The organism is Nostoc sp. XA010, assembly GCF_020829625.1.
Lineage (GTDB): Bacteria > Cyanobacteriota > Cyanobacteriia > Cyanobacteriales > Nostocaceae > Nostoc.
Window position 1 is genome coordinate 249,877 of the sequence record NZ_JAIVFX010000001.1, and the last position, 15,800, is coordinate 265,676.

Below are 15,800 nucleotides of genomic sequence, written 5' to 3' on the forward strand. Positions count from 1 at the left end.
TTTAATTTTAGGGATTTTTAAACATAAAAATTGGGGTCTTTAAATATAGCTGACCCCATTTGAATGGGGTTGGTTTTATGGTCAGGGCCTTTATATTGGCTGACCCCGTTTCAACGATTTCTAGTTTCTCAGAAATTTTTGCTTTTTGAGATTTCCTAATAATTTTTTTATTTTTCTCTTTTGATATTTTCATCTTCATCAAAGTATTAATAAATTTGAAGAATATAAAAGGAAAGCAATAAAAATTAACCACTAAAATTTCGTAAGCGTTCAGGAATTAGAATTTTTACCCGATTGGGTGTTTCGTTGCCGACGGTGTTCCCAGCGCCAGAGGAAGACCATTAGGGCAACGATTCCTAGTTGGAGAGCTAAACTTGGCATTGCGCTCTCAACATTGCGTCCGGCAAGCACTTGGAAGAAAAAAACGAATGCACCGAGTGAGCCAGAAGCACCGAAAGCGATGTAGAAAAATTGTCGTAAGCCGCGATAAGGAGCGGCTATTTCTGCTTTGAGGCTGGCGTATTGTTCAGGGTTAAGGCGATTTTTGCGATTTTGATCTACCATGATTAAATCATGTTATACTCTTAGATTGTGTACGCCGATGTGGCTCAGTGGTAGAGCAGCTGATTCGTAATCAGCAGGCCGTGGGTTCAAATCCCATCATCGGCTTTGATGAAAGTATTACTCAACATTAAAGTTTGACATAAATCAAGTGTACAGTGAATAATTATTTGTCATCAGTGACAGATTAATGTCGTTGTGACAAATTATTGTCATCAAACCTAGTAATTTGCTTCCGTATGTATTGGTGACAAATTATCAAAACAGAATTCAGGAGTCAGGAGCCAGAATACCCTTTCAGGTTTGTTGTTGGTCGTAGCTTGTATTGGTATGCTGTCCTCACCTTGTGCCCTCATCTATTAATATTATATTATCATAATAGTGACAACAATGGGTAGACAAACATGAAAACTACTAGGTTAAATGTCAGGATGTCTGAGCGCAGATTAAACAAACTTCGCTCTTACGCTGCAATAAAAGATAAAACAGTCACACAGATAGTAGAAGACTGGGTTGACAGACTGCCAAATATAGAGAGTGTTAAAAATAACGCTGACCCCCTCCCTATCAATCCTGCGGATTGAATTGGTCGGAGGTCGCGTTATTTTTAACCGCCTTATATCTCACCACTGAAACGGTACTCCGTTTCAGTGGGAGGCTTACGGCGTAATAGCTAAATTTTCATGCAGTTTGAGTGGGATGAGGCGAAAAATTTAGAGAATCTTCGCAAACATGAGATTGATTTCGCCGATGTTCCTGAGATGTTTGAAAGTCCAATGCTAATTGAGTTAGATGATCGTTTTGATTACGGAGAAGACCGTTAGTTCGGTATAGGTTTCCTCGGCAACGGTGTAGCCGTTGTAGTTTGGACAGAACGCAAAAATAATGTGATTCGGATCATTTCAGCACGAAGGGCAAATCGGTATGAGCGACAAAGACTTGAGAAATACCTCTCGTACTAACTGGACAGCATTGGAGTCAATGAACGATGAAGAAATTGACTACTCTCCGAGTTCCGGCACCTCAAGCACAGCAATTGGTACAGATTGAGCCAGATATATTAGAGTGGTTTCAAGCTCAAAGCGGAGAATATAAAACCTTAATCAACTCTGTTTTACGTCGTTACATCGAAAACTGTGACGAACAGCCAGCATTATAACAATTCAAAATTCAATATTACACCCGAACTTCCCCCCGATTAGATGACAATTTATATTGGGTGGGTGTTGCTTAATATTTCCTCAGAAGCGCGTCGCCAAAATAATAACTGCGTTGGCGTAGCCCAACCCAGGCATCGCAAAATCTATAATTGCAAACACAAAAATAATAAATGCCGTCGCCGAAATAATAAATGCGTTGGCGTTGTAGTGATGACATCCAATCTAAATGACATCTATGAGCAAACGCTTGAAAGAATCAAAGGGGCATTAAATAGTTTTCAAGTTTTTGGTAAGGCAGAAATTAGCCAAACTTCAAAAGCTACTCATGGTTTACCACTTGCTCTAGTTTGTCCTAAAGCTCCACGTCGTTTGCGAGATGCTTTAAATATCGTCCAGCTATCAAATTGGCAAAACCAACCAGTTATCATCATTGATGATGAGGCAGATCAAGCTAGTTTAGATACGAATATTAATGATCAAAACAAACCTACAAGTTCAGTAAATAGAGCAATTGTTGATTTAAGAACCTTTTTCTGGCTATTTTGGGTTGATATGCGATCGCACCTTCGAGTCAAAGCCTAGAATTATCACTCAAACTCAGTTTCACAGAAAGCTTTTAACAAATCTATACAATTAGCGATCGCTCCTAAATGAGCAATTTCATATCCATGTGTATTTTGTGTGGGAAATGCCAAACAAGCAGCACGCCCAACATGTCCAAATTTCATGGCAATTGAAGCATCACTACCAAACCCACTTAGAGTTGTTAACTGTACTAGCATATCGAGTTGCTTGGCACTATGGCGCAGTTGTCCATTTAACTCCTCATCATATATCCCATAAGCATCTTGAGATAAAAGTACAGGACTTTCTCCATCTTTAACAGGATATTCCTCAGATAATGGACAAATTTCTAAAGCAATCAAGGCATCCAAACGTTGATTTTGGGTGAAAAATAGCGCCCCAATTGCCCCCACTTCTTCTTTTGCTGAAGCTACTAAATAAACATCGACTACTGGCTGCTTCAGGTTTTCAGCCAAAGCTAGCAAAATCGCCACAGAGGCTTTGTTATCCAAAGTGTAACCAGCAATATGATCCTTTAACCGAATTGGACGCTTGCGATGTTTGCCGATTACCATTCTAGTTCCCGGTCGAATCCCAGCTGCTTCTAATTCGGCAGATGTCAGCTTCGTTTCAATCCAGGCATTTTCCCACTTAACAGTAGTATCTTCCTGCTGCACTTTTTGGGGCGATTCGTGGGAAACATGGCGGGAACCAAAGCTGAGAATACCGTTAATGGTTTCGTTATCTCCCAGTAAATCGACAACGCCTTCGCCGTAAACCCACGGGAAAGAACCGCCGAGTTTGCTGACTTTGACACGACCTTCATCACCAAGACTCTTGACAATTGCGCCAATTTCGTCTTTGTGTGCAGTAATCGCGATCGCTCTGTCTGGATTTTTCCCTGGAATTTTCGCAATAATATTATCAGCGCGATCGCACCAGACTTCCACACCCAGCGTCGCAAATCGTTGCATCAACAACTGGTTAATCTCAGCTTCTGCACCACTAGGAGAATGGTGCATGACTAATTCTTCAATAATTTGAAATAAGCGATCGTAATCCCACATCAATACAGTTAGTTCAGTTTTCAACTGTTGTATGAGACAATTGTGCATCAAAAACCCGACCTGCTGATACAAGTGCTGACCTTTTTTGTTGACGCTTTAGCACTCCTACCGCACCAAAAGCACCAAGGGCTAAAATCCCCAAGTTTATCGCAGGTTCCGGGACAGACTTAGCCTCAATCGCCGCCAGTGCAGTGTCTGCTACTAACTTATGAGCAGCAGTCGTTGGGTGGAAACCGTCCCAGATGAGAAACTTGTTATTACCTGGTTTACATATATCTAGCCTAGATAGACAAGACTCGGTTACATTCGTAAAACCTAATGCACTAAGGGTAGATATTGTCCACTTTTGTGATTGCTATGAACTCGCTGCGATCAAATAAAGGCTGCATAAGCGTAACTCGTCGTAGCCATCAACTTTAGCTTTAACTTCACTTTAACTTCGCTTTAATTTCAAAGCTTCAGTAACCGACACACCCTCACCCTGACTGCCGAAATACGACAAAGCTGTAGCAGCCTCAGCACGAGTTACTGGTTTTTTGGGTTGAAACAAAGTTGTATAACCAAACACTCGCCGAATATTTGATTGTTCGGCATTCTGGTAATCAGCCAACACTGCTCTTAAAGCCTTGGGGTCAATTCGCGCCGCGTCTTGAAAACCCCAGGTTTGTTTGACCGCATCTAAGTTAGCAGAGGGTAAAGCTTGGCGAGTATCTAGGGGTGATTTCCATAGCAGCAATTGTTCCCGCGTTAGGGGTGCATCAGGACGAAACAAAACTACTGTAGAATCTCCAGACAAAGGACTCGGAATTAACCCAGCTTCAGCTAATCCCTGAATTGCTGGAAAATCAGGGTCTTTTGCAGACACATCACTAAAAACTGGTTGAGTAGTTTCTGATGCCAAGCGAATTTGTTTAGCTGGATTGCTGGCATACATAGCATTGTTAGCAGCAATTAGCCAACGAGCATATTCCCGATGTGTAACAATTTTACCGGGTTCAAACTGGTTAGTTGTGGTACTAGAGTTGCTCTTGGTTGCTTCTGGTTCTATAGATAAAACACCTAATGCAGCCAAATCTTGGATGTGTTGCCGCCATTCTTGCGGTGCCTTATTCAGATCGTTGAATTCCTGAGATTCGGCTGTAGGTGTAGGAGTTGTTTGGTTATTAGCCGTGCTTGGTGGCTGTGCTGCCAAGTTTGCGGGTAGTACGGGGCCAATAAACTGGGAATCTCCTGGTTGAGAAATGGCGTTAGTAGTTTCGTTAGGACTTGTAGTCGGTGTAGATTGTGCCGTTGCAGTACTATTCGGTACGTAGTCAATCAGTAATTCGGTGGCTGTTTGGGGTTGATTAGGTGTGGCGTTAGTAACTGATTTAGGCTGAATGGAAACCTTCAACAGCAAATCGTTACGACGTGCCTCAAACACACCTCCTGCATCATCTGTTGGCTGTTGCAAAATCTGCCAGTTATTTGTTTGAAACTGGCTACTATAAAAGCTAGCAATAAAGTTGCTGGGGTCAGAACTCAACCAACGAGTTGAGATTCTGTTTTCTGAGCCACTAACAGGTGTCACTTCCTGTAGTTTGGCATTGGAATATAGTGGGATATCTTTGGGAAAATCAGGTGGTAACTGAAGTGTTGATTCGTTTTGCTGTGCTTGCGGTTGATTACCCTGAGATTCTCCAAAGACAACTGGATTGCTTTGCAGGTTGGGATCTGCCGCCAAAGATTCCTCAAGGTTTTTGGCAACTGGACTGTTAGCACAGGCTGTTACCGAAGTCAGTAGAACAGCCCAAATTAGAAATACAGATGGACGTTTGCAGGGAGGCACAGGAAATCACAAATTGAGTTTCAATTCCTACCCTAGCGCAGACTGTTCATTAAATGGGAATGGGGAATGGCGAATGGAATATTGAAACTAACCCATTTCCTCTGCCTCTATGCTTCTCTACGTCTTAAATGTCACCAAAGGACAATATTAATTCACTATGTCCTCTTGGTAAATGTCTCTTTTGGTGAAGATGATGATATCTATTTGTTTTAGCTAAAAATGAGTAAACGGTAGCAAAAGCCACCGTATTGTCTTTGTATTACAGCCATTAGGTTTGATAATTCCCATGCTTATTTATAGAGTTCCCTAAAATCCTGGCAAACTAACATTTTGCGGAAAAAATATAAATAAACCTGAAATACCTGCTAGATAAGAGTTTTGGGATTTGGATGCTCTCAGAACACAGGGATTATTACAGGTTAAAGGAGTTTATGGTAAAAAATCAAGTTCTTTTCTCCCCCAATCTCCTCTGCTTACCTTCACCCATCATTTTTGGGTTAGTCAAGTACTAAGGTTTGCAGAGTGGTGAACTCTAATGCATCAGCTAACTAAGAATTAGCTCCTTATTGGTGGGTTAATTTCAAAATGAATATGATTATCGTGACCACTCAGAGAAACACAAAGTCTCTCTCTAATTAACTGTTGATCGTTGAAAAACACTGTCCGTACCAACTTTTGCTTACCAATAGACTTGAGAATAGCTCGTGCAGCATCTTGATCATATTCAGAACTAGACCAAAAGATGCCACCGAAATTTCCATTTTTTTGGGGTAAGTAAACATCGCACATCATACCAGTTTCATGTCCATGATGGTCGGGAGTGTCGCCTCCATGAGGAAGACTAACATCGTTAATTGCGAATGGAGCAGATGTAGGGTGAGTGTTACGATAACTGTTTTGATAATCTTGGGCAATTTTTTGAATAACATCAGCTAACCAGTGTGTTCCAAAATCGTGGTTATCTTGGATGTCTTCTAGTTCACCGTTAACGAAACCATTATCACGATCGCTTTTTGGCATCAACTTCCACCGTGGTGCATTAGCTGCTTGCAACCATCGATGAGTTATTCCCCCAACATCAACTCGACCATCACCGTTAACAGTACTGCTACCAGCAATAATTGACTGAAATAGTTTGATTGCGTCAAATAGTCCTCTGTCTCTGTCTGCACTGTTAGGATTACCTACCCATGTGTAGCCTAGCTCATGCAATCGCGCCTTAATAGCCTTAACATCATCAGCTTTATTGACTCCGCCAATTCCCACACTACCACCGAGTTTAATTACCTTCGCTCCTGGTAAACTCGATGCTGTAGGTTGTTGAGTGTTCTCACCGTCCCTGTTATCGAAAGGAACAACAACTTTAATGCGGATCTCTAAAGTTTGATCATTAATGGCAATTATCATGCGGCGATCGCCTTCTTGTTTAAAGACGAAATCAAATTGCCATTTGCCGTCCTGACTAATTGTTACACTTGCGACTGGAAATTGATCGTCAATCATAATCGACAAAGCTTTGCCACCATCAGCTAAAGGTGCTACGCCTTCAACCCGGAAATTTTGCCCTAATTCAACTTCTTTTGGCGCACGAATTAACTGTAATTGTTCCACTGAAGCGGGAATGGTAACTCCACCTGCATTAGCCAGTAACTTTTGCGCCTCTGGAAGTAAGTCCACAACTTTACTCACATATTTAGGATCGGACGAATAGCCTTTAGCCTTGAGAAAGCCAAGGAAGTTTTCTGGCGTGTTCGTATAATCTTCTAAGCCTTTATAGGGGGTACGAGTTAAAAACTTCCAATAACCAATAATAAAAGCATCTATATCTGTAAATTTACAGAACTCAACTTCTTCTGGCTCAGAAGGAACTTTGATTTTCAACGGTTCGGCAAACCCTTTCATGTCAGGAACTCGCCATTTTAATCCGGCAAAATTATTTGCATTGACAGCAAGCTCACTTTTGCCTCTAGCAGACTCTAATAACCATTGTGCAAGGGTAACTTCTTTTAAAATTTGCCGATTAATCTCGGTAATTTTCCCATTTGCAATACCAACTTTTATAAATACTGTTGTTAAATCTTTGTTAAAATAATTGTTGACTAAATCATTTACTAATGACATATATTTGCTATTAAAAAGCTTTTAAAATACCAAATTTATTATAGAAGGAATTAGATTTGAAGAAAAATTCAGGAGTCATAAGTTAGAATACCCAACTGAATTCTGACTCCTGAATTCTGCTTGATAAATAGCTAATGTTTTTCTATAACTTTGCTGTATCCAGCAAAAATAAAATGCTCGTTTCGGTTTACTTTAGTTTTATCAGGCCACTTAACCCAATAATGGTTTTCCTCAAAACGGACATCTAAAACGGGGTAACTCCCTGGCTCAATATCAAATAGAGATTCTTTTGGTAGCTCTGATGCCTGTTCTGTAGAAGGCTTTAGAACTGTTTTTGTTGTAACTTGCAAAATATAATTTTTGTTAGGTTTAGCTTCATCTTTTGACTCACCAATTAATCCATCTTTAATTGCTTCGGCCATTTTTTCAGCATCAAAGCGATCCATATCTGTTTTAGAGTCACAGAAGCAGCACTCAATTAAAATAGCTGGCATTTGTGTATTCTTTATAACAAAGAAACCTGTATTTTTAACCCCTCTACTATGAAAACCAAGTTTAACAATCTCTTTAAGAACTGATTGAGCAATACCTTGTGATGCATTACTAATGGCAAAAACTTCTGTGCCATTGGCTATAGCGTTGAATTTATTAAAGTGAATCGAAACATAGAGATTAACGTTATTGGCATTCGCTTTATTAGTTCGTTGTCTCAGAGAATCGGTTACACTGCTAGCACTTGTGGGAGTGCAATCAATAGCGATATGACCTGCTGCTTTAAGTTTTTGTATCAATTGTGTCCCAACTGCTTTAGTTAAAGCATCTTCTTGTTTTATACCTGTTGCTCCTGTATCTGGAGGGCAATTGTGCCCTATATCAATACCAAATTTCATAGAGTTGATGTCCTTTTTATAACTTGAGAAGTACGTCTTAACCTACTATACTGTATTAATATTAACCCAAGTGCGTAGGCGTAGCCCGTCGTAGACATCCCTTAATAAATGTTTCGCCAAGCTTTCACTGTTCCTTTGCCAATTTCGCTATCAACAGTTTGACCACCTTCCAAGACTAGTCTGATGTCTAAGTTCTCATCTGGAGCATTTTTCAAAGCAGTGGCTAATTCTTGACTGACAACAAATGTGCCAGTTGAACCGTCTAATTGAAAAACTTTTTCCTTGATTTTAAGCAAAAGTTTATCGACTTTCTTGGTAGTGACAAACCTAAGAAACTCAGGTCTAGGATACACACGACCTGCGGTGTAGAAAGGAGACCTTGCTTCACCCGAATTGACAGTTACGAGAACTCGAATACTCGAAGGAGTCCACAAACTAATAACTTGTGTTGAACCCTCACGGAACAAATAGCCACCTAAGGAGTTGCGGTCAAAAACCCCAAGAAACTCCCCTTCAAAAGGGTCAACGATTCTCACGGCTTTCGACCAAGGCACATCCATATCGGGAGACAGTCCTGCTGATTTGACTACTGGTAAATCACTTGATGCTTTGGCAAGGCTAACTACCTCTTGAACAGTGAAAGCAGGACAAACTTGGGGTGAAAGCACAGCCAAGATAGTCCCTAAAAAAAGAACTGGAATTGTCTGCGGTAAGTTCATCATGAGTCAGGGTACAATCTTCAAAAACAACAATCGGACAGCCTTTATTAGTCATCCCCCGCAAGGCTTTTATTTGCTATGAAGCTTTGACAATTGAGCAAAATTCAGTGTTTTGGGGCAATCTCTTAACTCACTGCATCCTCTAGGAGACGCTTGGCGTAGCTTACTATTAATAATACACAAGTACTAATATTTACGGGTACTTAAGTAATATCATTTAATATTGCTAAAGGACTTAAGGTTTTTATGCAAGAGTTAGTAGATGGAATTTTATTTTTGACATACAGATAAAAGCAGACATTCCCAAACTAGGCGTGGTTGAGCGTAAGAAAGTAAGTATTTACGAGATTGTTCTAGCTGGTTGATGATGCTGGGTTGATGCCACTGCTGCCAGTAGAATTGCTGAAGATAATCAATTAACCACAGTTGGGCTTCTGTATCTAAATCCTTATCAATCTTCTTAGCTAACTCCAAGGCTTTGCGGTAAGAAGCAGGAGCTTTTTTTAAGTCTTCGAGTAAGTCAGAAGGAATAGCTTGTAATTGCTCGTAAGATGCGATCGCACTTCCGGCACTGCCAGCTGCTATGCTCAATACTGCCTGATTTAGCAAAATTTCTTGATGACCAGTTTGTGTGAGTACAACAGCCAAAGACTGTGCATCTAAGCGATAAAAAGGAATGCGTTGACAGCGTGACACCAAAGTTGGCAAAACAGACTCAGGTGTAGGTGCAATTAAAATCAACGTCGCCTGTCCCGGTTCTTCTAAAGTTTTAAGTAAAGCATTAGCTGCTGCTTCTGCCATTGTTTGGGCTTCTTCCAGGACCACTACATTCCTTGGTGCTTCCAAGGGTGGACGACTCAGAAACTCGGTAATTTCCCGAATTTGCTCTAGCCGAATTACAGGTGGTGCTTTACGCTTAAGTCCTTTTTCGGCTGCTTCTGCTGCTGTTAATCGTTGTCCCTGGTATTGGTACGTCGGTTGCACCCACAACAAAGCTGGATGGTTCCCTTGACGCAAACGGTTTTGTAAAGCCGCAGTGACTCCCATCTCGCTAGAAAATAGCAATTCCACAAAACACCTAGCTGCCAAACTTCTTCCTACACCATCTGGTCCCACAAATAGATACGCTGGAGCAACCCGATTTTGTCTGACAGCCTGAGTGAGTAATTCTATGGCTTGCTGTTGTCCTACAAGTGGTGCAAATGAGTTAATAGTTCAGTACCTTCGCCAAAACAAGAATATAGAAAACAATGGGCTGATGTAGTAGAGTTGTTGTCTTCTAGAACGACAACTTAAGATACTACAAAATGCCAATATTTGACATACTAGCACTGTTGCAATGACTTCTACCGCGTAAAATTGTAGCGTTTTTAAACGCAAAGTAAGCGCATAGATACACAGAGTCTTTTTGAGGGGAATTTGTTACAACAAATTTATGTAATGTTTTACTTAGGAAGTCTCAGATGTCGTACAAACAATTTATTTATTGGTGGCAAAAATCCTTACCTTCTATCTTGGTACGTGTTGCTGTACGTGCAGTGGTAATAATTTGTCTAACAGTAGGGGTGTGTGGCATATTGGGAAGCACTGCTCCTGTGAGTAATGCTCAATTGGTAAGTACCACTAAGGGTATCCAAGATAAACAGACACCATTAAAATCAACAGCCCTAAATGCTACTGTATATCACAGCCCTGATTGTAATTGTTGTGGCGGGTGGATTGACCACTTAAAGGCACAAGGTTTTCAAATCACAGACTTTTCCACACCTGACATCGAAACAGTCAAACAAAAGTATAATGTGCCAGATAACTTGTCATCTTGCCACACAGCAATTGTTAATGGATATGTTATCGAAGGACACGTTCCAGCAGACGATATCAAACGTTTGCTTCAAGAAAAGCCAAATGTCATTGGTTTATCTGTTCCTCAAATGCCTGTAGGCACTCCTGGGATGGAGATCGGGGATAGAAAAGACCCGTTTTCTGTGCTTTCCTTTGATAGCAAAGGCTCAGTTTCGGTATTCAATCGATACCCGTCCTCTTGATGTAATCTGGCTGTATTTAGAGGATGTTTTAAAAGCGTATTTTCATGTATTTTAGCGATTTCTAATCGCCAAAGCCTTTTAAAACATCCTCACATTACCTAAATCAGTGGTGAGAAATATTACTGGTTAGAATAAGCTTTGATGAACTGCGACAAATGACTGAACCATCTCCTAAACCACAATGGAGATACTGCACTTGCAACATTTTGAGAAAGAAGCTCAATGGCATGGTTACAATCTTGCAGACTTGCATCTAGTCCCATTGTCTGATAAGTTTCGCGGGCATGACAAAAAGCATCCATCGCTTCTGATTCTCGATTGATTTTTTCTAACACCAGACCCAAACTAAACCAGGCATTTGCTTCTGCATTTTGATCATCAAGATTTTTTCTGATCTCTAATGAATATTGATGAAACTCAACTGCCTTTTGGTACTGTCCCAGAGCATTATAAGCATTGCCCAACGCACTTAAGGCCATGGCTTCCCCGTTGCGTTGGCATTGCCCGCCGTAGGCATCGTAGATGAATCTTGCCAGCTCTAACCATTGCTGGTAAAACTCAATTGCCAGTTGGTACTGTCCCAACGATTCATAAGTATTGCCCAAACTTCCCAGACAAATGCATTCCCCAGTCCAATCGCCTATTTTCTTGGTGATACTCAACCACTGGTGATAAAATTCGATCGCTTGCTCATACTTGCCCAGGTATTCATAAGTATTGCCCAAGCTTCCCAAGCAAATAGCCTCCCCAGTCCAATCGCCTATTTTTCTAGTGATACTCAACCACTGGTGATAAAATTCAATCGCTCGCTGGTATTTTCCCAGTGATTGGTAAGCGTTGCCCAATCCAGATAAAGATTTAGCTTCCCCTAAGCGATCGCCTATTTCTTTCGCTATATCCAACCACTGCTGATAAAACTCTATTGCCAGGTGATATTCGCCTAGTGAGTGGTAAGCATTGCCCAAACTTCCTAGACAAACGACTTCCCTATTGCGATCGCCTGTTTCTCTGGCTTTGTGCAAGCACCGCTTTTCAAACTCAATGGACTCGATGTTATTTAGGCTCCCGGATTTAATTACTTCTGTCATTCTCTATAGAAAAGGAAATTTGTGATCGATAAGCTGTCGATTATACAATTTTCTGTGGCTTTCGCACACTATAAGTACAACTTATAAGCACAAATTATCTCAAAATTTATAACTTATTTTTCAAGATAAAACTTTCTTTTATACACAGTAATTTCTGCGTAGGAAAGGCTTTTATTTATATTGGTAACAAGCGCACGAATATACTATAATAAAAATTTCGATTTTTAAAAAGATATTAGAAAAACCAAATCAATCAGCAGCAGCGTAATCAGGCAATGCGTTGAGTTGTAAATTAACAGCGCTTAGATAATTTTGGTCATTTAAAACTTGTGATGGTAATTTATCTGCATTAACGGCAGCCTTCACCAAATCTTTTGCAATAATATTTCTGTTTTGAGTTTGAAATATTAGCGTTTCTCCACTAGGAATCCCGTGCTGTTTCAAACCTCCCTGATAAGCAAAAGTAACTAGATTGAAAGGCTGGAGGTAACTAACAGAAGTAGAACTGGATAAATTGTTAGAGTTAATAGCTATCTCGCTACTATTATTACTCGCTGTTTGAGCACCAGCAATTGTAGGTATAAAAGTAATAAAACCAAAAATCAGTCCAGAATTTATTAAAGTAACAAGTTTCATAAGGATTTTCTTAAGTAAAATGCGATTGGTGTCCTTTAGTAATAGATTCCTCTTTATTATTAATCTCAGCTTCCTTCACTCAGGTCACCTGATCGGTTGAGATATGACTCACCCAAAAGGGTGAGCTAATTGAAGAATACAAAGAGCAATAGAGACTCTTTAAGTTCAAATACAGAATAGATTGGTTTAAATTTCCAATTACTTAACTGAGGCGAGTTGAACATTTATGCAATTTTTAATTCGCCTCTTGAGTTCCCCTAATGGGCAAGAATGCCTGAATATCTGCAAATTTAGTAACACAGATTACTTTTTTGTATAAAACTTACATTTATTTTTTGATATACGTAGTAACGCGCTACATAAAGGTTTTGGTGTCCTACTCTCGGCGATAACGTTTAGTGGGGAGATGTTATAAAACACAACAGCGTTGCATTAAGACAATTGGCAAAATCCACACCTGAAAGTATCCGGTTTTGCTCACTAGCTCTGAAGCTAGCTTGTTAAGTTAGAGAAGTGCTCAATTGCAAGCTCAATCTTTACTCACACCAATAATCATCAACAGTTGTAAAAACTATTGTCTTTAGGGTTTGCAGAAAAGTTTAATGCAAAGAAAAAAGTGGCTTTTAAGAACAGGACTTGCTCTCCTTATTTTTATCATGGTTGTAGCGGCAAAATTTATGGATAAAACTCATCCCATTTCAGAAGTTTACGTATTTGGGGATAGTCTTTCGGATACAGGGATGGTATTCCGGGCGACAGGAGGAATGTACCCACCTAATCCAACTTACTTTCAGGGGCGTTACTCGAATGGTCGGGTTTGGATTGAGTATCTTGGCGAAAGCCTCCATCTCTCCTCTAAGCAAACTCACAATTTTGCTTACGGAGGATCAACTACTGGCAGTGTTGGCAACAGTTATGTACCTAGCTTGCTAAATCAAGTGCAGACGTTTACGCAGACACATCAACATACGAATCCAGATGCTTTGTATGTGCTGTGGGCAGGCGCAAATGATTATTTACAAGGGGTAAGCAGTGCAACTATTCCTGTTAAAAATGTGACAACGGCAATCAACTCTCTAACTGATGTGGGTGCTAAAAAGATTCTGGTTGCAAATTTACCAGATTTAGGACAGTTACCTGCCACTAGAAACAGTGCGAATTCTGTGAACCTCAGTGCATTAACACAAGCACATAATCAAGGCTTGAGACGATCGCTTAAAGTACTTAGTCAACAGCATTCCGATCTGGAGATTGTGCAATTAGATGCCAACGCGCTATATCGAGATGCAATGGCAAATCCGGCAGCCTTTAATTTTAGCAATGTCACCAGTCCATGTTTGTCAGGCGATCGCACCTGTGGTAAACCAGACCAGTTTTTGTTCTGGGATGGCATTCATCCGACATCTGCGGCTCATCGCATTATCGGGGAAACTGCTTTTTCAACAATTCAAGAGGCAGGGATGATTAATCCTCGTTCAATGTTGGTTTCGTAACTTATTTGAACAGTTTTTGCAGGGCTAAAATTCGTATCCGCTCAAAAATGTTTTAAATTACAGCGTTTTTCATCTATTTGAACCACAATCTTTGGTAGGGGCGCATAGCTAGCTGTGCGCCCCTACAGTATGTTTGAACTAAAAATAACTTAAAATACGGTAAGCTTTAAGAATTACCGTAGATTTCTCTAACACAACACATCAAATAGTATATTACTTCCTTATATAATTCTTTCCTTCTGCCTCCTGCCCCCTGCCCCCTGCCCCCTGCCTTCTCTTAATAACTACTTATGCCTAAACAATATCGTTTTGAAACCTTGCAAGTTCATGCTGGACAAGAACCGGCTCCCGGAACTAATGCTCGTGCTGTACCAATTTACCAAACCACTTCCTACGTTTTTGACGACGCGGATCACGGAGCGCGGTTGTTTGCTCTCCAGGAATTTGGCAACATTTACACCCGGATCATGAACCCGACGACGGATGTATTTGAAAAGCGAATTGCTGCCCTAGAAGGGGGTGTAGCAGCATTAGCAACTGCTAGTGGGCAAGCGGCGCAATTTTTGGCAATCACTACGATCGCTCAAGCTGGGGATAATATTGTTTCCACCAGTTTTTTGTATGGGGGAACATATAACCAATTTAAAGTATCTTTACCACGTTTAGGTATTAACGTCAAGTTTGTCGAGGGAGATGATCCAGAAAGTTTCCGTCAAGCGATCGACGATCGCACCAAAGCGTTATACGTTGAAACTATTGGCAATCCTGAATTCAACATTCCCGACTTTGCCGCTTTAGCTCACATTGCCCACGAAAACGGCATACCTTTAATTGTGGATAATACCTTCGGTGCTGGTGGATATTTAGCTCGGCCCATTGAACATGGTGCAGACATTGTAGTAGAATCTGCAACTAAATGGATTGGTGGGCATGGTACTTCCATTGGTGGCGTAATTGTCGATTCGGGTAAATTTGACTGGGGTAACGGCAAGTTTCCCTTGTTTACCGATCCAGCACCCGGTTATCATGGGCTGAATTTTCAAGAGGTGTTTGGCCCTAGTGGTTCCTTTGGTAACATTGCCTTTATTATCCGCGCCAGAGTCGAAGGGTTACGGGATTTTGGCCCCTCCTTGAGTCCATTTAACGCCTTTCTTTTACTGCAAGGATTAGAGACTCTTTCCTTACGTGTAGATCGGCATGTGAGCAATGCCCTAGAATTGGCTCGGTGGTTAGAGCAGCAAGAGCAAGTATTATGGGTTAATTATCCGGGACTTCCTAATCACCCATATTATGAACGAGCGAAGAAATATCTCCGGCATGGCTTTGGAGGAGTTTTAAACTTTGGCATCAAAGGTGGATTAGAGGCGGGTAAAGCTTTTATTAATCATGTAAAATTGGCGAGTCATTTAGCAAATGTTGGTGATGCTAAAACCCTCGTTATTCATCCCGCTTCCACAACCCATCAACAGCTAAGTGATGACGAACAGCTTTCAGCAGGTGTGACACCCGATTTAGTGCGAGTATCAGTGGGAATTGAACATATAGATGACATTAAAGAGGATTTTGAGCAGGCTTTCCAACAAGTTAGGAGTTAGTTCTTGAAAAGAGGCAGAGGGAAAACTCTTCTG

At 40.8% G+C, this 15,800-nt stretch carries 15 protein-coding genes, 1 tRNA gene and 1 pseudogene; 8 read left to right on the forward strand and 9 right to left on the reverse strand.

What is annotated here, in order from left to right; genetic code table 11:
* Positions 1-270: 270 nt before the first annotated feature.
* Positions 271-564 (reverse strand): DUF3493 domain-containing protein, encoded by a 294-nt coding sequence (locus LC608_RS01090; protein WP_229551769.1) that lies wholly within the window; start codon positions 562-564, stop codon positions 271-273.
* Positions 565-597: 33 nt separating this feature from the next.
* Between LC608_RS01090 and LC608_RS01095 the strand changes: the two genes are divergently transcribed.
* The 5 genes and pseudogenes from LC608_RS01095 (at position 598) to LC608_RS01115 (ending at position 2,303) form a co-directional block, all read left to right on the forward strand.
* Positions 598-669, forward strand: a tRNA-Thr gene (locus LC608_RS01095).
* Between the two features lie 296 nt (positions 670-965).
* A complete protein-coding gene (locus LC608_RS01100) occupies positions 966-1,145 on the forward strand; it encodes a hypothetical protein (RefSeq protein ID WP_229551770.1) in 180 nt (59 codons plus the stop codon).
* Between the two features lie 99 nt (positions 1,146-1,244).
* Positions 1,245-1,523: pseudogene (locus LC608_RS37430) on the forward strand (BrnT family toxin).
* 26 nt (positions 1,524-1,549) lie between these two features.
* The gene (locus LC608_RS01110) at positions 1,550-1,720 is read left to right on the forward strand and encodes a BrnA antitoxin family protein (protein ID WP_229551772.1); all 171 of its coding nucleotides are present in this window, start codon (positions 1,550-1,552) and stop codon (positions 1,718-1,720) included.
* Between the two features lie 43 nt (positions 1,721-1,763).
* Positions 1,764-2,303 (forward strand): hypothetical protein, encoded by a 540-nt coding sequence (locus LC608_RS01115; protein WP_229551773.1) that lies wholly within the window; start codon positions 1,764-1,766, stop codon positions 2,301-2,303.
* Between the two features lie 5 nt (positions 2,304-2,308).
* Here LC608_RS01115 and LC608_RS01120 read toward each other — a convergent pair whose 3' ends face one another.
* The 6 genes from LC608_RS01120 to LC608_RS01150 all read right to left on the reverse strand — a co-directional run bounded on the left by LC608_RS01120 (position 2,309) and on the right by LC608_RS01150 (position 10,122).
* Positions 2,309-3,352, reverse strand: a complete 1,044-nt coding sequence (locus LC608_RS01120; protein WP_229552069.1) for a M42 family metallopeptidase — start codon at positions 3,350-3,352, stop codon at positions 2,309-2,311.
* A gap of 433 nt (positions 3,353-3,785) precedes the next feature.
* Complete coding sequence (locus LC608_RS01130; RefSeq protein ID WP_229551774.1) at positions 3,786-5,180, reverse strand: S-layer homology domain-containing protein; 1,395 nt, start codon at positions 5,178-5,180, stop codon at positions 3,786-3,788.
* A 555-nt stretch (positions 5,181-5,735) separates the two neighbouring features.
* On the reverse strand, positions 5,736-7,301 hold the full coding sequence (locus LC608_RS01135; protein WP_229551775.1) for a glucosaminidase domain-containing protein: 1,566 nt from the start codon (positions 7,299-7,301) through the stop codon (positions 5,736-5,738).
* A 131-nt stretch (positions 7,302-7,432) separates the two neighbouring features.
* Positions 7,433-8,191 carry an N-acetylmuramoyl-L-alanine amidase gene (locus LC608_RS01140; protein WP_229551776.1) on the reverse strand — a complete coding sequence of 253 codons (759 nt, stop codon included), beginning with the start codon at positions 8,189-8,191 and terminating at the stop codon, positions 7,433-7,435.
* Between the two features lie 101 nt (positions 8,192-8,292).
* Entirely contained in the window at positions 8,293-8,913 is a 621-nt protein-coding gene (locus LC608_RS01145; protein ID WP_229551777.1) for a hypothetical protein, read from the reverse strand.
* 267 nt (positions 8,914-9,180) lie between these two features.
* Positions 9,181-10,122: a DNA polymerase III subunit delta' gene (locus LC608_RS01150; RefSeq protein WP_229552071.1), complete on the reverse strand. Its 942-nt coding sequence runs from the start codon at positions 10,120-10,122 to the stop codon at positions 9,181-9,183.
* 251 nt (positions 10,123-10,373) lie between these two features.
* On the opposite strand from LC608_RS01150, the gene LC608_RS01155 reads away from it, so the two are divergent.
* A complete protein-coding gene (locus LC608_RS01155) occupies positions 10,374-10,955 on the forward strand; it encodes a DUF411 domain-containing protein (protein ID WP_229551778.1) in 582 nt (193 codons plus the stop codon).
* A gap of 119 nt (positions 10,956-11,074) precedes the next feature.
* On the opposite strand, the gene LC608_RS01160 is transcribed toward LC608_RS01155, so the two are convergent.
* Both LC608_RS01160 and LC608_RS01165 read right to left on the reverse strand, forming a co-directional pair.
* Positions 11,075-12,043 carry a tetratricopeptide repeat protein gene (locus tag LC608_RS01160; protein ID WP_229551779.1) on the reverse strand — a complete coding sequence of 323 codons (969 nt, stop codon included), beginning with the start codon at positions 12,041-12,043 and terminating at the stop codon, positions 11,075-11,077.
* A gap of 249 nt (positions 12,044-12,292) precedes the next feature.
* The gene (locus LC608_RS01165) at positions 12,293-12,679 is read right to left on the reverse strand and encodes a hypothetical protein (RefSeq protein ID WP_229551780.1); all 387 of its coding nucleotides are present in this window, start codon (positions 12,677-12,679) and stop codon (positions 12,293-12,295) included.
* A gap of 677 nt (positions 12,680-13,356) precedes the next feature.
* Between LC608_RS01165 and LC608_RS01170 the strand changes: the two genes are divergently transcribed.
* Together LC608_RS01170 and LC608_RS01175 are read left to right on the forward strand one after the other, a co-directional pair.
* Positions 13,357-14,172: an SGNH/GDSL hydrolase family protein gene (locus LC608_RS01170; protein ID WP_229551781.1), complete on the forward strand. Its 816-nt coding sequence runs from the start codon at positions 13,357-13,359 to the stop codon at positions 14,170-14,172.
* A gap of 290 nt (positions 14,173-14,462) precedes the next feature.
* Entirely contained in the window at positions 14,463-15,767 is a 1,305-nt protein-coding gene (locus LC608_RS01175; protein WP_229551782.1) for an O-acetylhomoserine aminocarboxypropyltransferase/cysteine synthase family protein, read from the forward strand.
* The last annotated feature ends 33 nt before the right edge of the window (positions 15,768-15,800 follow it).

What these genes read in the sequence shown, in the direction of transcription:
- LC608_RS01090 (WP_229551769.1), bottom strand. Translation starts at nt 564, where the DNA reads ATGGTAGATCAAAATCGCAAAAATCGCCTTAACCCTGAACAATACGCC.
- LC608_RS01100 (WP_229551770.1), top strand. Translation starts at nt 966, where the DNA reads ATGAAAACTACTAGGTTAAATGTCAGGATGTCTGAGCGCAGATTAAAC.
- LC608_RS01110 (WP_229551772.1), top strand. Translation starts at nt 1,550, where the DNA reads ATGAAGAAATTGACTACTCTCCGAGTTCCGGCACCTCAAGCACAGCAA.
- LC608_RS01115 (WP_229551773.1), top strand. Translation starts at nt 1,764, where the DNA reads ATGACAATTTATATTGGGTGGGTGTTGCTTAATATTTCCTCAGAAGCG.
- LC608_RS01120 (WP_229552069.1), bottom strand. Translation starts at nt 3,352, where the DNA reads ATGTGGGATTACGATCGCTTATTTCAAATTATTGAAGAATTAGTCATG.
- LC608_RS01135 (WP_229551775.1), bottom strand. Translation starts at nt 7,301, where the DNA reads ATGTCATTAGTAAATGATTTAGTCAACAATTATTTTAACAAAGATTTA.
- LC608_RS01140 (WP_229551776.1), bottom strand. Translation starts at nt 8,191, where the DNA reads ATGAAATTTGGTATTGATATAGGGCACAATTGCCCTCCAGATACAGGA.
- LC608_RS01145 (WP_229551777.1), bottom strand. Translation starts at nt 8,913, where the DNA reads ATGATGAACTTACCGCAGACAATTCCAGTTCTTTTTTTAGGGACTATC.
- LC608_RS01155 (WP_229551778.1), top strand. Translation starts at nt 10,374, where the DNA reads ATGTCGTACAAACAATTTATTTATTGGTGGCAAAAATCCTTACCTTCT.
- LC608_RS01160 (WP_229551779.1), bottom strand. Translation starts at nt 12,043, where the DNA reads ATGACAGAAGTAATTAAATCCGGGAGCCTAAATAACATCGAGTCCATT.
- LC608_RS01165 (WP_229551780.1), bottom strand. Translation starts at nt 12,679, where the DNA reads ATGAAACTTGTTACTTTAATAAATTCTGGACTGATTTTTGGTTTTATT.
- LC608_RS01170 (WP_229551781.1), top strand. Translation starts at nt 13,357, where the DNA reads ATGGATAAAACTCATCCCATTTCAGAAGTTTACGTATTTGGGGATAGT.
- LC608_RS01175 (WP_229551782.1), top strand. Translation starts at nt 14,463, where the DNA reads ATGCCTAAACAATATCGTTTTGAAACCTTGCAAGTTCATGCTGGACAA.